The organism is Bradyrhizobium sp. SSBR45G (assembly GCF_030159255.1).
In the GTDB taxonomy this organism is placed as follows: Bacteria; Pseudomonadota; Alphaproteobacteria; order Rhizobiales; family Xanthobacteraceae; genus Bradyrhizobium.
The window spans coordinates 86,093-103,347 of sequence record NZ_BSCT01000005.1 but is presented as its reverse complement, the minus strand read 5'-3'; the positions used below and the strand labels follow the sequence as shown (position 1 = coordinate 103,347).

General features: G+C 67.7%; 14 protein-coding genes and 1 pseudogene. 12 read left to right on the top strand and 3 right to left on the bottom strand.

What is annotated here, in order from left to right; genetic code table 11:
- The first annotated feature begins 3 nt into the window (after positions 1-3).
- Together QQL87_RS08555 and QQL87_RS08550 are read left to right on the top strand one after the other, a co-directional pair.
- The gene (locus QQL87_RS08555; protein WP_284416952.1) at positions 4-915 is read left to right on the top strand and encodes a polysaccharide deacetylase family protein; all 912 of its coding nucleotides are present in this window, start codon (positions 4-6) and stop codon (positions 913-915) included.
- Between the two features lie 48 nt (positions 916-963).
- Positions 964-1,788, top strand: a complete 825-nt coding sequence (locus QQL87_RS08550) for an NAD-dependent protein deacetylase (RefSeq protein ID WP_502871146.1) — start codon at positions 964-966, stop codon at positions 1,786-1,788.
- A 116-nt stretch (positions 1,789-1,904) separates the two neighbouring features.
- Here QQL87_RS08550 and QQL87_RS08545 read toward each other — a convergent pair whose 3' ends face one another.
- The gene (locus tag QQL87_RS08545; protein WP_284416951.1) at positions 1,905-2,078 is read right to left on the bottom strand and encodes a hypothetical protein; all 174 of its coding nucleotides are present in this window, start codon (positions 2,076-2,078) and stop codon (positions 1,905-1,907) included.
- A 185-nt stretch (positions 2,079-2,263) separates the two neighbouring features.
- Between QQL87_RS08545 and QQL87_RS08540 the strand changes: the two genes are divergently transcribed.
- The gene (locus tag QQL87_RS08540; RefSeq protein ID WP_284416950.1) at positions 2,264-2,512 is read left to right on the top strand and encodes a hypothetical protein; all 249 of its coding nucleotides are present in this window, start codon (positions 2,264-2,266) and stop codon (positions 2,510-2,512) included.
- Positions 2,513-2,748: 236 nt separating this feature from the next.
- On the opposite strand, the gene QQL87_RS08535 is transcribed toward QQL87_RS08540, so the two are convergent.
- Together QQL87_RS08535 and QQL87_RS08530 are read right to left on the bottom strand one after the other, a co-directional pair.
- Positions 2,749-4,053 (bottom strand): PQQ-dependent sugar dehydrogenase, encoded by a 1,305-nt coding sequence (locus tag QQL87_RS08535; protein WP_284416949.1) that lies wholly within the window; start codon positions 4,051-4,053, stop codon positions 2,749-2,751.
- 145 nt (positions 4,054-4,198) lie between these two features.
- Positions 4,199-4,333, bottom strand: a pseudogene (locus QQL87_RS08530) (VapC toxin family PIN domain ribonuclease); the annotation flags it as partial.
- A 764-nt stretch (positions 4,334-5,097) separates the two neighbouring features.
- Between QQL87_RS08530 and QQL87_RS08525 the strand changes: the two are divergent.
- From QQL87_RS08525 to QQL87_RS08485, 9 genes are all read left to right on the top strand, one after another.
- On the top strand, positions 5,098-6,426 hold the full coding sequence (locus QQL87_RS08525) for a DUF3422 domain-containing protein (RefSeq protein ID WP_284416948.1): 1,329 nt from the start codon (positions 5,098-5,100) through the stop codon (positions 6,424-6,426).
- Between the two features lie 69 nt (positions 6,427-6,495).
- Positions 6,496-7,188, top strand: a complete 693-nt coding sequence (locus tag QQL87_RS08520; protein ID WP_284416946.1) for a DUF2848 domain-containing protein — start codon at positions 6,496-6,498, stop codon at positions 7,186-7,188.
- A gap of 371 nt (positions 7,189-7,559) precedes the next feature.
- The gene (locus QQL87_RS08515) at positions 7,560-8,714 is read left to right on the top strand and encodes a glycosyltransferase (RefSeq protein WP_284416944.1); all 1,155 of its coding nucleotides are present in this window, start codon (positions 7,560-7,562) and stop codon (positions 8,712-8,714) included.
- Between the two features lie 27 nt (positions 8,715-8,741).
- Positions 8,742-11,012 carry a GumC family protein gene (locus tag QQL87_RS08510; RefSeq protein WP_284416942.1) on the top strand — a complete coding sequence of 757 codons (2,271 nt, stop codon included), beginning with the start codon at positions 8,742-8,744 and terminating at the stop codon, positions 11,010-11,012.
- Complete coding sequence (locus QQL87_RS08505; RefSeq protein WP_284416940.1) at positions 11,009-12,166, top strand: glycosyltransferase; 1,158 nt, start codon at positions 11,009-11,011, stop codon at positions 12,164-12,166. The genes QQL87_RS08510 and QQL87_RS08505 overlap by 4 nt, the downstream gene beginning before the upstream one ends.
- On the top strand, positions 12,163-13,542 hold the full coding sequence (locus tag QQL87_RS08500) for an O-antigen ligase family protein (protein WP_284416939.1): 1,380 nt from the start codon (positions 12,163-12,165) through the stop codon (positions 13,540-13,542). Before QQL87_RS08505 ends, QQL87_RS08500 begins: the two co-directional genes overlap by 4 nt.
- Positions 13,539-15,059 (top strand): lipid II flippase MurJ, encoded by a 1,521-nt coding sequence (locus tag QQL87_RS08495; RefSeq protein WP_284416938.1) that lies wholly within the window; start codon positions 13,539-13,541, stop codon positions 15,057-15,059. Before QQL87_RS08500 ends, QQL87_RS08495 begins: the two co-directional genes overlap by 4 nt.
- Positions 15,056-16,078 carry a polysaccharide deacetylase family protein gene (locus QQL87_RS08490; RefSeq protein WP_284416937.1) on the top strand — a complete coding sequence of 341 codons (1,023 nt, stop codon included), beginning with the start codon at positions 15,056-15,058 and terminating at the stop codon, positions 16,076-16,078. Before QQL87_RS08495 ends, QQL87_RS08490 begins: the two co-directional genes overlap by 4 nt.
- Positions 16,071-17,252: a glycosyltransferase gene (locus tag QQL87_RS08485; RefSeq protein WP_284416936.1), complete on the top strand. Its 1,182-nt coding sequence runs from the start codon at positions 16,071-16,073 to the stop codon at positions 17,250-17,252. Before QQL87_RS08490 ends, QQL87_RS08485 begins: the two co-directional genes overlap by 8 nt.
- Positions 17,253-17,255: the final 3 nt, after the last annotated feature.

Sequence of the window (17,255 nt, the reverse complement as noted above, 5' to 3'; positions counted from 1 at the left end):
CCGATGAGCGCACAGCCTGCCTTCCGCCGTGACCTCGTCGGCTATGCCGGCCGCCCGCCGCATGCGCGCTGGCCGAACGGCGCCCGTGTCGCGGTGTCGCTGGTGGTGAATTTCGAGGAGGGCTCGGAATTCTCCGTGTCGGACGGCGATGCGACCAACGAGGCGATCTACGAAGTGGTGCACCGGCTCGACGGTCCCGATCCCTGCATCGACAGCCATTTCGAATATGGCACGCGCGCCGCATGGTGGCGCATCATGGATCTGTTCGATGTGCATGGCGTCAAGGTCACGGTCAGCGCCTGCGGCCGCGCCGTCGAGCGCTCGCCGGATCTCGCGCGTGATGCGGTCGCACGCGGCCATGAAGTTTCGGCGCATGGCTGGCGCTGGCAGAGCCATGCCGGCATGAGCGAGACCGAGGAACGGCGCGTGATCGCCCGCACCGCGGAGGCGATCCAGCGCGTCACCGGCAAGCCGCCGCTTGGCTGGCACACGCGCTCGGCGAGTTCGCCGAACACCCGCCGGCTGCTGGCCGAGCAGGGCGGCTTTCTCTACGACAGCGATGCCTATAATGACGACCTGCCGTACTATGTCGATGTCGCCGGCCGCCCGCATCTGGTGCTGCCCTACGCCTTCGACAGCAACGACATGCAGTTCTTCAACGGCTCACGCTTCCGCGGCGGCGACTTCGCCGACTACGTCATCGACGCCTTCGACTGGCTCGCGCGCGAGGGCGCGACCGCGCCGAAAATGCTGTCGATCGGGCTGCATCTGCGCATGATCGGCCGCCCCGGCCGGATCGGCGCGCTCGACCGCATCCTGGCACATGTAACGTCGAGCGGTATCGCCTGGATCGCGCCGCGCGCCGACATCGCCCGGCACTGGCTGGCGACGGTGCCGCCGCCCGGCGCGACCTGACGGGCCTCGGTCTGTGACGGACTGGCGCCGGCGACGTCCGACGCCTACATCTGCGCCATGGTCGATCCGTCAGCGCTGAAATCCTTCATCGATAGCCACAGCCGCATCGTCGTGCTCACCGGCGCCGGCTGCAGCACCAATTCCGGCATTCCGGACTATCGCGACACCGACGGGCAGTGGAAGCGCACCCCGCCGGTGACCTTCCAGGCCTTCATGGCCACCGAGGACACGCGCCGCCGCTATTGGGCGCGCAGCATGGTCGGCTGGCGGCGCTTCGGCCGCGCCCAGCCGAACGGCGCGCACCACGCGCTGGCGCGTTTGGAGGCGCAGGGCCGCAGCTCGCTGCTGGTGACGCAGAATGTCGACCGGCTGCACCAAGCGGCCGGCAACAGCAACGTGATTGATCTGCACGGCCGGCTCGATCAGGTGCGCTGCCTCGGCTGCGGCGCGACGCTGTCGCGGGCCGCGTTCCAGGAGGAGCTCAGTCGCGCCAATCCGCAATGGCTGGCGCATGACGCCGCCGATGCGCCGGATGGCGATGCCGATCTCGACGGTGTCGATTTTGCAGCGTTCATTGTGCCGGCGTGCCGCGCCTGCGGCGGCATCCTCAAGCCGGACGTCGTGTTCTTCGGCGAGACCGTGCCGCGCGAGGTCGTCGCCGCGGCGTGCGATCACGTCGACCAGGCCGACGCCATGCTCGTGGTCGGCTCCTCGCTGATGGTCTATTCCGGCTTCCGCTTCGTGCGCGCCGCCGCCGACCGCGGCATCCCGATCGCCGCCGTCAATCTCGGCCGGACGCGTGCGGATGATCTGCTGTCACTGAAGGTCGAGGCGCCCTGCGACGAGGCATTGGCGTTTCTGCTGGAGGAGTAAGGCGGGCCATACTCTCTCCGCCGTCATGGCCGGGCTCGACCCGGCCATCCATCTTCTTTCCGCAGAGGATGGATGCCCGGGTCAAGCCCGGGCATGACGAGAGAGATGCCGCTCGCTCAACGCGACTGCGGCTTCTCGCGGTTCTCGATGCGGTCCTTGTTGTTGACCTGCTCGCTTTCGGGCTTGCCGACCTCGACGCTCTTGCCGGCCTGGTTGCCTGGATTGTAGTGGAACTTGCCTTCGTGGTTCTCGCCCGGCTGCTTCCGGTCCGGATTGACGTTGTCGGCCATTGAACTCTCCTATGCTGTGTCGGACAACGTCGCGGGCGTGAGGCTTGTTCCGCGGCCGTACGCCGCATCCTCCGCCCGTGCCGATCAGCGAAATGTGCGCACGGTCACGGACGCTGCGCGCCCTGATCGTCATGATCCTCCCCAACGGCTGCAGGGCGCAGCCTCAAGCAACGAGGGACAAGGTCATGACTACCAGCATTCGTCTGTTCGCCGCCGCAGCCATCGTCGCGACCGCCGGCCTGCTCGCGTCAGCATCGACATCGCCGGCCTCGGCCGGCTGGGAGTGGCTCGGCAACAAGAACTACATCAATTGCCTGCAGCTGTTTGCAAGCGGCAATTTCCTGATCCCGGCGAACGCCACTCCAGCCCAGCGCGCGGCGAAGCACGAAGCCGGCCGCCGCTACTGCAATCGCCAGTACTACGGCCACGACTGACGACATACTTGGATGACCTACTTGGATCATGTCCGACCCCCGCCGCAGCGGCGGTGTCCACCTCTCCCGAAGGGAGAGGTCGGATTGCATCGTCAGATGCAATCCGGGTGAGGGCTCAGATGCGCCTGATCGTGTCGATACACCCCCTCACCCGGCGCTGCGCGCCGACCTCTCCCCGACGGGGAGAGGTGGCCTGCCGCTGCCGGCTCGTTCTCCAACACGCACTGTGCGCAGCCTCAAGCCGCCGTCACGCGCCAGATGCAGTTGCCGACATCGTCGGCCACCAGCAGCGAGCCGTCCGGTCCGAGCGTGACGCCGACCGGGCGGCCATAGGAGAAGCTCTCGTCCGGCGCCAGGAAGCCGGAGAGGATGTCGCGCGCCGGGCCCGACGGCTTGCCGTTCTCGAACGGGATGAACACGACCTTGTAGCCGGACAGCTTGCTGCGGTTCCAGGAGCCGTGCTGGCCGATCACCATGCCCTGGGGGAAGCCGGGCAGGGTGCCCGCCGGCAGCCAGCACAGGCCGAGCGAGGCGGTATGGCCGCCGAGCGCGTAGTCCGGCGTCAGCGCGGTCGCGACCAAAGCGGGATCCTGCGGCACGCGGTCGTCGACCGTCTTGCCCCAGTAGCAATAGGGCCAGCCATAGAAGCCGCCGTCGCGCACCGAGGTCAGATAGTCCGGCGGGGTCTCGTCGCCGAGCCCGTCGCGCTCGTTGACGACGGTCCACAGCACCTTCGTCGACGGCTCGAAGGCCAGCCCGACGGCATTGCGCAAGCCTGATGCGAAGATGCGGCTCGCGCCGCTCGCGATGTCCAGCTCATAGATGCAGGCGCGGCCCTTCTCGACCTCGAAGCCCTGCTCGGCGATGTTGCTGAGCGAGCCGACGCCGGCATACAGCTTGGTGCCGTCGGGGCTGACCAGCAGGCTGCGCGTCCAGTGCCCGCCGGGCTTGAAATTCGTCAGCCGCTGGCCCTGAGCAGTGATGCGCTCGGCGCCGTCCGTGTAGGGGAAGGCCACGATGCCGTCGGTGTTGCCGACATAGAACGTGCTACCGACCAGCGCCATGCCGAACGGCTGGCTGAGATTTTCCATGAACGCATTGCGGCGCTCGGCGGTGCCGTCGCCATCGGCATCGACCAGCCGGGTGATGCGGTTGGCGCTGACGCCGAGCGCCGCGGCGCGTCGCATCGTCGCCTGCATCGCATAGCCGAACATGTTGCGCACCGGGCTCGGCACCTGCGTCGACTCCGCGATCAGCACCGACTTGTCCGGCATCACATAGATCCAGCGCGGATGGTCGAGCCCGGTGGCGAACGCATTGACCTTCAGCCCCGGCGCCGCCACCGGCGTCTCGCCATCGCGCCAGCCGCGTGCCGTCGGCATCTTCAGGGTCGGCAGTAGGCCCTGCGGCTTCGCGACCGGAATCTGCGGTTGCGCGCCCCAGGCCGGCTGCGGCGTCTCCCCCTGCAACTTGCGCCACTGCAGCGCCGCATTGCCAACCAGCGCGACACCGCGCGCGACGATGGAGGAGAGCGTTGTCATGGGAGTCCTGTTCAGGCTGGGCAAAAGGAGATTGGGGACGTGCGGGACCATCGGGGGATGGCAGGAAAGGCCAAGCCGTTATGATCTACCACGCCCAGCGTGACAACTGCGTGCGTCGCGCATGGGGGCTGCGGAACCCAATACGTTATCCATCTGTCCAGGGATCGAAGAGGCGAGCGCCCGTGGCCACGAAGTCCTTCACGTTGCGCGTCACCAGCGTCAAATCACGCACAAGGGCGGTCGCAGCGAAGAAGCCGTCCATCACCGAAAGCGCGACGCCGCCTGTGGGACCTGCCGCCTGCAATTTTTCCGCAGGCGGGCCACGGGCCTCAGTCGAGGCCCGGCCTTCCCTGCGCCCTCGGCATTCGACGAGGGTTTTGATGACGATGATCTCGGGTGCGATCGCGCCGCGGGAGGTTTTGGTGTGTCGTGGGAAGGGACGAGCGGCATGCCGTGTCGACATTCACGCGGCCGATGTGATCTGGACATGTGTGAGCCGATCTCTTGCGACGCGGACGGTGCGCTCCCTCTCCCCGTTCTTCACGGGGCCGCGACGAGCTTCGCTCGCGCTGAGAGGGTCGGGGTGAGGGGCAGCGGCGCGAGTGGTGCAGCGATCGGCGCCGGCGCACGAGTCCGATGGAGCTGCAATGCGGCTCCGCTGGTGCCATGCCCCTCACCCGGATTGCTGCGCAATCCGACCTCTCCCCGCATAGAGCGGGGAGAGGTGCACGGCGCACGCTGCGCGATGTGGGCTCAAGCGGGCGAGCGGCAATCCCATGGCGCTGCGGCGGCATTCCCACGCGCGACATCGGCGCGACACCGCCGCACCCGTGGCGCCGTCATTGAATTGCGGTACAGTGATTGCAACACGGGTCGCGCGCGCGAATCGCGCGGCGGGGAGCCAAAGGAGGCGGAAAGCGGCATGGTGGGGGTGATCGTTCCAGGCGCGGCAGTGCTGTCGCTCTCACGCGGTGCGGCTAGAGACGTGTCGACGACCGACATCGCCGCCTTGGCGCCACGCGCGGCCACCTGCGGAGCCTGCCGATGACCGCCTCTCTCGGCATCTCCGCCTTCACGTCGCACGGCTTGCGCGAAAGCGTGCTGAACGAGGTGCATGCGCGCCCGTTCACGCCGCTGACACAGCCGGTCTCGGTGATCCGCTTCGCCTTCATGGCGACCGGCGACAGCGCGTCCGCCGATCGCGACAGCCTCGCCGCGTTCTGCGCCCGCCATGGCGTGCCGGCGCCAGAGCCCGGCATCAAGCATCACCAGGTCGTCATCGGCCCGGCGCGGCTGCGCTGGGAGCAGCATTCGGAGTTCGCCACCTTCACCTGGATCTGGAGCCCGCCGGCCGAGGCGCCGCGGCGGCCGTTCGGCGAGATCGCGCCGGAGCTGCAGGCGCTGATCGGCTCGATGAAGCTGTCCGGCGAGCTGCTGGTGGCGGTCAAGCTCGGCGTCGAGAGCGTCACCGATCCGGTCAAGCGTGCGGAAGCGCTGTTTGACAAGAGCAGCCTGGCGCTGGTCGCGGTGAAAGGCTCGATCGGTGCGCTCGCCTCCGACTTCCGCCTCGACGAGGACGGCTTCACCCGCATCCTGGTCTGCATCGAGGGGCCGACGCCGGAGCGGCTGGGCGCGCTGGTGCAGCGGGTGCTGGAGCTCGAGACCTATCGTACCCTGGCGCTGCTCGGTCTGCCGGTCGCCCTGGAGCTGTCGCCACAGGTCGACCGCATCGAGCGTCGGCTGGTCGAGGTGCTCGCGGAGATGCAGGGCGCGCAGTCGTTCAAGCTCAACAACCATTTGCTGCGCGAGCTGACCGAGCTCGAAGCGCTGCTGGAGCGCGGCGCCATCGGCAGCCTGTTCCGGTTCGGCGCCAGCCGCGCCTATTACGACCTGGTGCAGTCGCGCCTCGCCGTGATCGAGGGTGAGCCGATCGCGCCCTATTCGAGCTGGTCGTCGTTCCTCGCCCGCCGCACCGCGCCGGCGATGCGCACCTGCAACGCGGTCGAGGGCCGCCAGTCCAATCTGTCGCGCAAGCTCGCCCGCGCCGCCGATCTGCTGCGCACCCGCGTCAATGTCGAGCTGGAGCAGCAGAACCGCGACCTGCTGCGCTCGATGAACGAGCGCACCAAGCTGCAGCTGCGGCTGCAGAGCACGGTCGAGGGCCTGTCGGTGGCCGCGATCGGCTATTACGTCGTCAGCCTGTTCGGCTATCTCGCCAAGGGCGCGCACGATACCGGCCTGCCGGTCGAGCCGACGCTGGCCACCGCCGCCTTCGTGCCGGTTGCGATCGCGCTGATCTGGTTCACGACGCACCAGATCCGCAAGCGGCATCTCAAGGAGGACCATGAGGCGGAGAAGGCCGAGAGCGAGTGACGCGCGCCGCTTGCCAGCGGGCGGCGGGGCGGCTAAGCGGCGTGCTGATCATGAAAGGGCAATGAGACGATGAGCGGCACGGCGATCGATTTCCTGGTTCACGCAGACGGCACGGCGGCGCGGCAGCAGGTCATGCTGAACCGGCTCGTCATCGCCGGCTGGACCGGGCGCGATCCGGTCGCGCGCGACAAGCACATCGCCGAATTGGAAGAGCTCGGCATTCCCCGCCCGGCGACGACGCCGATCTATTACGAGGTCGCGGCCAGCCGGCTGACGACATCTGACACCATCGAGGTCAGCGGCGGGGAGTCCTCCGGCGAGGTCGAGTTCGTGCTGGTGCAATCGGGCGGCAAGCTGTTCGTCGGCGTCGGCTCCGACCATACCGACCGCAAGGTCGAGACCTACAATATCACCGTGTCGAAGCAGATGTGCGACAAGCCGGTGGCGCCGGAGCTGTGGCTGGTCGACGACGTCGCCGCGCATTGGGACAAGCTGATGCTGCGCGCCTATGCGACGATCAACGGCGAGCGCGTGCTGTATCAGGAGGGCGCGCTGAGCGGCATGCTGGCACCGTTCGACCTGATCGCGCGACGCTACGGCGAGGCCGGCCTGCCCGAGGGCACAGCGATGTTCGGCGGCACCTTCGCCGCGAAGGGCGGCATCCGCCCCGCCGACCGCTTCGAGTTCGAGCTCGCCGATCCGGTGCTGAACCGCGTCATCCGCCACGGCTATCAGGTCGCGCAGCTCGGCATCGCGGGGTAACGCGATCACGATCGCGTGCGGCTCGAGGACGTTAACGAAGCGCCGCGGCGCGTCGTCGCGGCCGATGCCACGCATGGCGCTATGCGCGCGGGCGTTGTGCGCGGCAAGGGCCTGTTAAGCAAGACGGCCTAGGGTGTCCCAGTGTGCCGAAGCGGGACCATGGCCTCGTTTCGCGTTCTGGTCCGGCACACGCATGTCGCAACATGAGACGCGGTGCGGCTGGCAGATCCTTAACTGATCCCTAACTGATCGCAGTGGATTCGACGGATCGGAGAGCAAGGGCGATTAACTCAAAGTTTAGGATTGGGTTTGTGCGCGTGAACACCTCCCTTAAGGGTTTGTTCAAATACCCCGGGACTTGGGAGAGTGCGATGCGCGTCGCGATCGTCCACGATTGGCTTTACGTTCTCGGCGGTGCCGAGAAGGTGCTACAGGAGATCCTGCGCTGCTACCCGGGCGCCGATGTCTTCACGCTGTTCGACCTGCTGCGTCCCGAGGACCGCGCCAAGCTCGGTTTCGAGACGTCGCACACGAGCTTCCTGCAGAAGATGCCGCTGTTGCGGAAGTATCACCGCTCCTATCTGCCGCTGATGCCGCTCGCGATCGAGCAGCTCGATCTATCGAGCTATGATCTCGTGATCTCGTCGAGCTGCGCGGTGGCCAAGGGCGTTTTGACCGGACCGGAGCAACTGCACGTCGCCTATGTGCATTCGCCGATGCGCTATGCCTGGGACCTGCAGCACCAGTATCTGCAGGAGAGCGGCTACGCGACCGGCATCAAGGGCCTGATCGCCCGCGCCCTGCTGCACAAGATGCGGATCTGGGACGCGCGCACCGCGCATGGTCCCGACGCGATCTTCACCAACTCGCAGTTCGTCGCCCGCCGCATCAAGAAGATCTACGGCCGCGACGCCAAGGTGATCTATCCGCCGGTGACGATCGCGCAGCGCGATGCGATCCTTCCCGTGGGCAACCACTTCCTCGCGGCGAGCCGGCTGGTGCCCTACAAGCGCATCGAGCCGATCGTCCGCGCCTTCAACACCATGCCCGACCTCGAACTCGTCGTGGCCGGCGACGGCCCCGAGGCGGCGCGGCTGAAATCGATCGCGGGGCCGAACGTCAGGTTCGCCGGCTTCGTGCCCGACAAGCAGTTGCGGGATCTCATGACCACCGCACGCGCCTTCGTGTTCGCGGCGGAAGAGGATTTCGGCATCATCCCGGTGGAGGCGCAGTCGGAAGGCGCGCCGGTGCTGGCGCTCGGCCGTGGCGGTGCGCGCGAATCGATCCTCACCACCGGACCGCGGCCGACCGGCATGTTCTTCGACTCCCCCGAGCCCGAGGCGATCGCGGCCTGCGTCCGTGGGTTCGTGGCCAGGGAGAAGTCGATCTCGCGGCTCGATTGCCGCCAGCGCGCCGGCTTCTTCTCGGCCGATCGTTTCCGCAGCCAGTTCGTCGCGGCGGTCAACGAGGAGCTCGAGCATTTCCGCGCCGGCCATCAGGGCCGGGCGACACGTTTGATTGCGTAGCGTTGGTATGTGGTGCGAGTGCAGATCATGAGGCAGGCGGCTCTCAACGAGGCGTTGTCGGGCTTTGACGCCGTCGCCCGGATCTGGCGCCGCCGTGGCGTGTTCGCCCTCGTGGCCGGCGCGGTGCTCGCGCTCGCCGTGGTCGCGCTCGTCGTGCTGCCGGTGCGCTATCTCGCCACGGCGTCGGTGATCATCGCCGAGCAGGAGCCCGGCGCCAACACCTCGGCGGCGTGGGCGCAGAAGGTCGGCGATCCCGCCGACATGGAAAGCCAGCTGCTGGTGATCCGCTCGCCGCGCCTGCTGCGCCAGATCATGTCGTCGCCGGGCGTCGTCGACGCCGTGGTCGGCGAATGCCAGCGTGGCCGCCTGCTCGGGTCAGCGGAGGCGTGCCAGCGGCTCAAGACCGACGTCGGTGCGTTCATCGATCATGTCGACGGCCGCTTCAGCGTCGCCTCGGCGGGGCGTTCGCGCGTCATCAACATTTCCTACCAGTCGAGCAGTCCCGAGGTCGCGCAGACGCTCGCCAACGCGCTGACGCAGACCTTTCTCGAGGACCAGCGCACCGAAGGCGCCAACAGCCGCGAGGTCGCGAGCTCCTGGCTGTGGCAGGAATTGAAGCAGCTCGACCAGCAGCTGCGCGAGGCCGACGACAAGATCCAGAAGTTCCGCCGTACCAAGGGCCTGATGCGTGGCGCCAATGCGCCGATCTCCTCCGAGCGGCTCACCAGCATCGGCCAGCAGCTGTCGCAGGCGGAGGCCGCGCGCGCCGATGCCGCGGCGCGGCTGCAGGAGATCAAGTCAGAGCAGGAGCGTGGGCCGACCGACGCGCCGTCGGTGCTGCAGAGCCGGACGATCGCCGATCTCAAGCAGCAGCTCACCACGGTCAGCGCACAGCTTGCCAGCGCCGCGGGTGTGCTCGGGCCGAAACATCCCTCGATCCTGGCGCTGACGCGCGAGCAGGCGATCATCCAGCAACGGCTGGTCGATGAGATGCAGTCGATCGCGGCGAGCGCGCAGAAGACCTTCGATGCCAACACCGCGCTGGTGAACGCGCTCAAGAAGCAGATGGACACCGCCAAGGCGGAGGCCGGCTCGGCCACGCTGGACGAGGCGTCGATCGAGAGCATGGTGCGCGACACCGAGATCAAGCGCCAGCAATATGCCGAGCTCTACAAGAAGGCGAGCGAGCTCGAGACCGACCGGCGCGTCCTGCGCGGCAGCACGCGCCTCGTCAGCCTCGCCGAGCTGCCGAGCAAGCCGTTCTTCCCGAAGAAGATCCCGTTCCTGGCTGCTGGATTGACGCTCGCCGTCATCTTCGGAGTCGCGGCCGCTCTTCTCGCCGACCAGTTCGCGCGCCTGCGTACGACTCCCAAATCCGCGCCGGACATGCCGAAGCCGGTCAGCAGCGAGGTCGTTGCGTCAGTCGATGCTGCGCCGCCGAGCGTTCCCGATTTGCCGGAGCAGGCCGAACCGTCGATCGTGCCGATCGAAATGCCATCGCCGCCCGAACGGAAATCTCATCTGCCGAGTGTTGCGGATGTCTCGATCCTCGCCTGCCTGCCGCGCCTGAAGACGCTGCGGCAGATGTCGGCGCTCGGCGCCATCCTGCAGGGCTATCAGCCGCTCGCGATCCCGCAGGTGTTGCGCCTCGCGTCGGAGGACGGCGAGTTTCAGCAGACACTGCACGATCTCGTTCATGAGCTCGGTGTTGATCAGGCGACGCGGCCGCAGCGTATCGCCGTGACCTCGCCCGAGTCGGGTGACGGCAAGACGACGACCGTCTGCGCGCTGGCCGAACATCTCGCCGCCGCCGGATCCCGCGTGCTGCTCGTCGAATGCGACCTAGCGCATCCGATCTTCGCGCAGGTGATGGCCCTGCCGCCGCACCGCGGATGGCTGCGCGCGCTCGAGCACGGCACGCCGCTGCGTGACGATGTTCTGAACACGGAACACGCGCATCTGGACGTGCTGCCGGCCGGCGCGGCGACCGGTCCGGTTGGCGATATTCTCGAAGCGATCAATCTCGACGCGCTGCTGGCGGGTCTCGATGACTACGACGTTATCCTGATCGACACGCCGCTGCCGGCCAGGAATGATTTCCTCGCGGGCATCGACTGGGCCGTCGTGTGCGTGCGCAGCGACCGGTCGCTGATCGAGCCGGCAGTCACCACGGTGAACCGCAGCAGGGCGCTTGGCGCCGGCGATGTCGGCATCGTCGTGACGATGACCGAGTCCGAGCGGCACGTGATGCCTCAGCCGCAGGTCGCTTCGGCAGCAGCCTACGCCGAGGCCGGATGATGTCGCGCGAACGCGTCCTGTTCGTTGATCATACAGGACAGATCGGCGGTGCCGAGCTGATCCTGCTCGACGTCGTGCAGGGGCGCACCGAATCATCGGCCTTCCTGTTCGAGCGCGGGCCGCTCGCCAAGGCGCTGGCCGAGCGCGGGCTGTCGGTCATCACGTCGCACTGGGGCCTCGGCCTGTCACGATTCCGACGCGACAGTTCGTGGCTCAAGGCGCTGCCGCTTGCCGGTGGCCTGGCCGCGATTACCGCAGAGCTCGCGCGTATCGCGCGCAGGCACGACGTCGTCTATGCGAATTCGCAGAAGGCTTTCGTGCTCGCCGCGATCGCCAATCTCGCCGCGCGCAAGCCGCTGATCTGGCATCTGCACGACATCATAAGCCCGGCTCATTTCGGCGCGCTGCAGCGCCGGACACAGGTGTTTCTCGCCAATCGATTCGCCGCGAAGGTCATCGTTCCGTCGGAAGCGGCGGCTGCGGCTTTCATCGAGGCCGGCGGCCGGCGCTCTCTCGTCGAGGTCGTGCCCAACGGGCTTGCCATCGAGCCCGTGCCGGCGTCGCGGCAGGAACTGCGGCAACGACTCGGCCTGCCGCCGGGGCCGCTGGTCGGCGTATTCAGCCGGCTCGCGCGCTGGAAGGGCCAGCATGTCCTGATCGAGGCCCTGGCCAGATTGCCGAGCGCCCACTGCATCATCGTCGGCGATGCACTGTTCGGCGAGCAGGATTATGCCGCTGAGCTGCGGCGGCAGGTTGCCGAGCTGGGCCTCGGCGATCGCGTTCACTTCCTCGGCCATCGCAGCGATGTGCCGCTGCTGATGCAGGCCGTCGATGCGATGGTGCATCCATCGATCGATCCGGAACCGTTCGGTCGCACGCTGATCGAGGCGATGCTGGCCGGCGTGCCTGTCATTGCAACGGACGCGGGCGCCGCGCCTGATATCCTGGAGCACGGCCGGGCCGGCATGCTGGTGCCGCCCGGCGATGCGCGCGCACTGGCTGAGGCTCTGGACGCCGTGCTCGCCGAGCCGGACATCCTCAAGCCGCAGCTCGACTACGCGTCGCGCCGGGCTCGCACGCAATACAGCCTCGCGCGCATGCTCGACTCGATCGGGCTCCTCATTCGCAACGTCCGGACCGGAGCGGCGGTGTGAGCACGATCCTCACATCCGCCTCCGCCGAGCGGGACTGGCATGTCCCCGGCTGGGCGGCTGCGGTCCTGGTGCTGGCTGCGACGGCCGTCGCGGCCGGCGTGCTCGGCGGCGCATCGCGCACGCTGTTCGTGCTCGGCTGCGGCGGCGTCGGCTGGTACGCATGGCGGCAGGGACCGGCCGTGCATCTGCAGGCCGCGCTGATCCTGTTCAGCTTCGCGCCGTTCGTGCGGCGCATCGTCGATCTCTCTGCCGGCTATGATCAGCTCGGCCTGATGCTGATCGGCCCGCTGTTCGCCATCCTCGCGCCGGTGCTGTCGTTGCCGCGGCTGCTCGACGAGCGGCAGCTGCCCGCACGCTGGATCTGGCCGCTCGGCATCGTTGCCGTCTGCGTCGTCTACGCAGGTCTGCTCTCGCTTGCGCAGGCCGACTGGACCAACGCCGCATCGGGTCCGCTGAAATGGCTGGCGCCGCTGCTCTATGCGACCGTGCTGATGCTGACCGCTGATCGCCGTGAGTTGATCGATGCCGCCACCTCCGCCTTCGTGATCATTCTGCCCGTCACCGGTCTCTACGCGATCTATCAATATGTCGATCCGCCGGACTGGGATCGCTACTGGATGGAATTCGCGCCGATCATTTCGATCGGTCAGCCCGTTCCCTATGGCGTGCGCTCGTTCAGCACCATGAACGCGCCCGCGGTCTACGCCACCTTCACGGCGACGGGCCTGCTGTTCATCGCCTTCGGCCGCCGCTCTTGGCCGGCGCTGCTGCTGGCGCTGCCGGCAGGCCTTGGCTTCCTGCTGTCGATGTACCGCACCGCCTGGATCTCGCTCGCCTTCGGGCTACTGTTCTGCCTGCTGTTCGCGCAGACGCGGCGCCGCGCCGGCCTGATTCTGGTCAGCCTCGCTGTGACGGTCATCCTGGCCGCGACCTTGACGCCGTTCGGCGATGTCGTTGCGGACCGCCTGTCCTCGCTCGGTGAGGGCACGCAGGATGGCAGCGCGCAAGAGCGGCTGCAGGAATTCGTGACGTTATGGAATCTGCCGGACAGTTCGCTGTTCGGCACCGGCTTCACCATCACCGACGTCGGCGCCGCCGGTGCGATGCCGGTCGACGGCATGATCATCGCCTGCTGGCTGACCATGGGCATCGTCGTCGGCGGCTTCTGCCTTGCGGCGCTGCTCTGGGCGATCGGCAACGCCCTCGCTGCAGCCTTGTCCGATCGATCGCCGGAGGCCGTCATCGTTGGCGCGCTGGCGCTCGGCGCGCTGGTTCAACTGCCGCTCGCCAACATCACCTCGGGTGAGAACGGCTTCCTGTTCTGGACCTTTGCGGCGCTGCTGGTCCCACCGCCCATGGCGGAGGATGCGGCATGAGCGCCTCCGGTCCTTCGCTCCGGCGTTTCAGCGCGCTGCTGATCAGCGGCGCGCTCGCCAGCAAGATGCTCGGCTTCGGCCGCGAGGTGCTGATGGCGCATGTGCTCGGCGCCTCGGTCATTGCCGACGGCTTCCGCGCCGCCATGGCCGCCGTGCTGATTCCGCTCGCGTTCCTGCAGAACGAGAGCGTGCCGGCGATCATGATCCCGATGCACCGCGAGGCGCTGCAGCGCCCGGATGCGCCGCGCAGCCTTGGTGCGCTGACGATCGTGATCGGAGCAGTCTCCACGGTGGTGATGGCGGTCATCCTGCTGCTCGGCGAAATCTGGGTCAACGCCGTCGTCGGCGGCTTCTCGACGGAGGGGCGCGAGCTCACCCTGCATTTCGTGCGGATGATGGCGTTCGGCATGCCGGCGTCGGCCGTTCTCAACGTGCTGGCGGCGGGCGAGATCGCGCTCGGACGGACGCGGCTGACCAATGTCCGCGCCAGCCTGCTGAACGTCGCCGTGATCGGCGGCATCGGTCTGCTGGTGCTGACCGGCGACGCCTACATGCTCGCCTGCGCCTTCACGATCGCGTTCAATGGCCTGGCGGCCTGGGGCCTGGTCTCGCTGTGGCGCGAGGGCGAGTTGAGCTTCGCCGGACTGACCGCCCGCATGGTCGTCGACAAAGGCATCGAGTTCTTCCACCGGCTGCGCGTTCTGCTCGCATTGCCATTGGCGGAGCAGGGCAATGTCTGGATCGAACGTCTGACAGCGTCGCGCCTGACGACCGGCGCGGTGGCCTCGCTCGACTACGCCCGATCGTTGACCGAGAGCGCATTGCTGCTGATCAGCCAGCCGCTCGGCATGGCGGTGCTGTCGCAGCATGCACCCGGCGACCCGCGCGCGCAGACCGAGGCGCTGCTGCGGCCGCTGCTCGCGCTGACCCTGCCGGCGTCGGCATTCCTGCTGGTGTTCTCGACGGACATCGTGCGTCTGATCTACTTCCGTGGCGCCTTCGGCGACGAGGCGCTGCTGCTGACCTCGCATGCCCTGAAGGGCATCGCCTGCGGCGTGTGGGCGGCGACCCTCGGCTGGATCCTGATCCGCCTGCTCAACGGCGCCGGCCGCAACGGCGTCGCGGCGCTGATCATCGTGTCGGCCTATCTCGCCAACATGGGTTTCAATCTGCTGGTGCCGCTGTTCGATCCGTCGCCGGCCGCCGGCATGCAGCTGCTCGGGATCGGCGAAGCGATCCGCAGCCTCGTTCTGCTATCGGGCGTGGTGTTCGTGCTCGGCGATGCGCGCAAGCTGCTGTTGGTGATCGGTCTCGCGCTGCTGCCGACGGCGCTGATGGTGATCCTCGGCCTGACGATCCAGAACGCCGTGCCGGGTCTGCTGCCGCGGCTGTTTGCGGGCGGCATGGCCTATCTGCTGTGCCTGGCCTTTGCCATCGGGATTCTGCTGCCGGCCTTTGTCGGTACGGCGTTTCGGCATGTACGCCGCACGTTCAAGATGAAGGGAGAGCTGAGTTGACCCTGTTGGCCCTTGCTGCAGCCAAGGCCATGATGGCCTCCAGTGCGTTCGTCCTTCCCTTGGCCAAGGCTGCCGATCGGGTGCTCGGCCCGCGCGGCTGCTGTCTGACATTTCATCGCATTGCGCGTTCGGAGCAGTGGGCGCATCTGCCCAACCGCGACTTCTACGTGGATGCGGATTTTCTCGATCGCTTCCTCGGCTATGTCCTCGACCAGGGCTGGGACGTCGTGACGATCAGTGAGGCGCTCCGCCGTGCGGCGGGTGTCGAGCCGGCCGGGCGTTACGTCAATTTCTCGATCGACGATTGCTATCGCGACACGTTCGAGCTTCTGGTGCCGGTGTTCCGCCGCCACAACGTGCCGGTCACGCTGTTCGTGACCACTGGCATTCCCGACGGCACCTTGCCGCTATGGGCCGCAGGACTCGAAGACGCACTGCTGCACAGAGACCGCCTCTGGATCGACGGCGAGCATATCGCGCTGTCGAGCGCCGAGCAGCGCCGCGCGGTGTTTGCGCAGGTCGCGGCCGGCTGGGATGGCCCGCAGGCCGCGGGTTGCTACGCGGCGTTCTGCGCCGCCAACGCCATCGACATCGATGCCATGCATTGGACGCACGCGATCTCCTGGGACATGCTGGAGGCGCTCGCGCGGGATCCGCTGGTGGAGATCGGTGCGCACACCGTGTCGCATGCGCGCATCTCCTCGCTGCCGCCCGAGGCCGCGTTGCATGAGCTGGCTGACGCGCGGCTTCGCCTGAACCAGCGGCTCGGGCTCGATGTCCAGCACTTCGCCTTTCCCTACGGCCGGGCTGCGGACTGTGGTCCCCGCGATTTCGCGCTGGCACGGCAGGCGGGCTTCGCCAGCGCCGCGACCACGCGCAAGGGACTGGTCCATGCCGGCCAGGATGCGTTCTCGATCCCGCGCAACACCATGAATGGCGCTCATCGCAGCCTCGCCGCGATGGAGCTGCATCTGACCGGTCTCAGCGGCACCGCAGCGCGGGTGATGGGCCGTGTCTAGCGGGCGGCGCTTGCGAATCGTCTCGATTGCGCATCCGGCGACCAGCAGCGAAGCGGGCCGGCTGCGCTACCGGCATCTCGCGTCCCGGCCCGACGTCGACCTGCATCTGGTGATGCCCGAGGTGTGGAAGGAGTTCGGCCGCACGATCACGGCCGTGCCGTCCAACGAAAGTTTCCCCGTCCATCGGCTCCCAATCCGGCTGGCCGAAGCCGGACCGATGAAATGGTATCTGCATTTCTATCCTGCGCTGCGTCGCCTGCTGCGCGAGCTCGATCCCGACGTCATTCATCTCTGGGAAGAGCCGTGGAGCATCGTGGCGCTGCAGGCGCAGCTCTCGCGCGGCCGGGCGGCGGTCGTGCTCGAGGTCGATCAGAACATTCTCAAGCGCCTGCCGCCGCCGTTCGAGGCGATCCGCAAATTCGTCCTTGGCCGAACGGATCACGTGTTGTCGCGCAGCCCCGATGCGACGGACGTGGTGCGGGCGCGCGGCTATACCGGTCCGGTGACGCCGATCGGCTATGGCGTCGATCTCGCGACCTTCACGCCGGCCGATGCGTCGCCGCCGAGGAGTGCGGACAGGCCGTTGCGGCTCGGCTATGTCGGCCGTCTCGTGGTCGAGAAGGGGCTGGACGATGCGCTCAAGGCGCTCGCACGTAGCAACTCGGCGGCCACGCTGAGCATCATGGGCGAAGGGCCGCACGAGGCGCATCTGTGCCAGCGCGTGCAGGAGCTCGGCCTGGGCGACCGCGTCGATATCAGGGGATGGGAGGCACCGACTGTCGTCGCATCGTTCTTGCAGAGCCTCGACGCGCTGCTGCTGCTGACGCGAACGACGAACGCGGTGCGCGAACAGTTCGGCCGGGTGATCATCGAGGCCCAGGCCTGCGGCATTCCGGTGATCGGATCGACCTGCGGGGCCATTCCCGACGTGATCGGCGACGGCGGCTGGATCGTGCCGGAGCAGGATCCCGAACGTTTATGCCAGTTGATCGATGAGCTTAGCCTCAACCGGACCGAACTCGGGCCGCGATCGCGCGCCGCGCGCGCCAATGTGCTCAAGCGGTTCACCTATGATGCGGTCGCAACCGCGATTGAAGTGGCGTGCAAGGCAGCTGACCAGTCGAGGAGCGCGTCACGCGCGATGCGGCCGCAGCGGCTGCAGGCGAGCCGGTAGAGC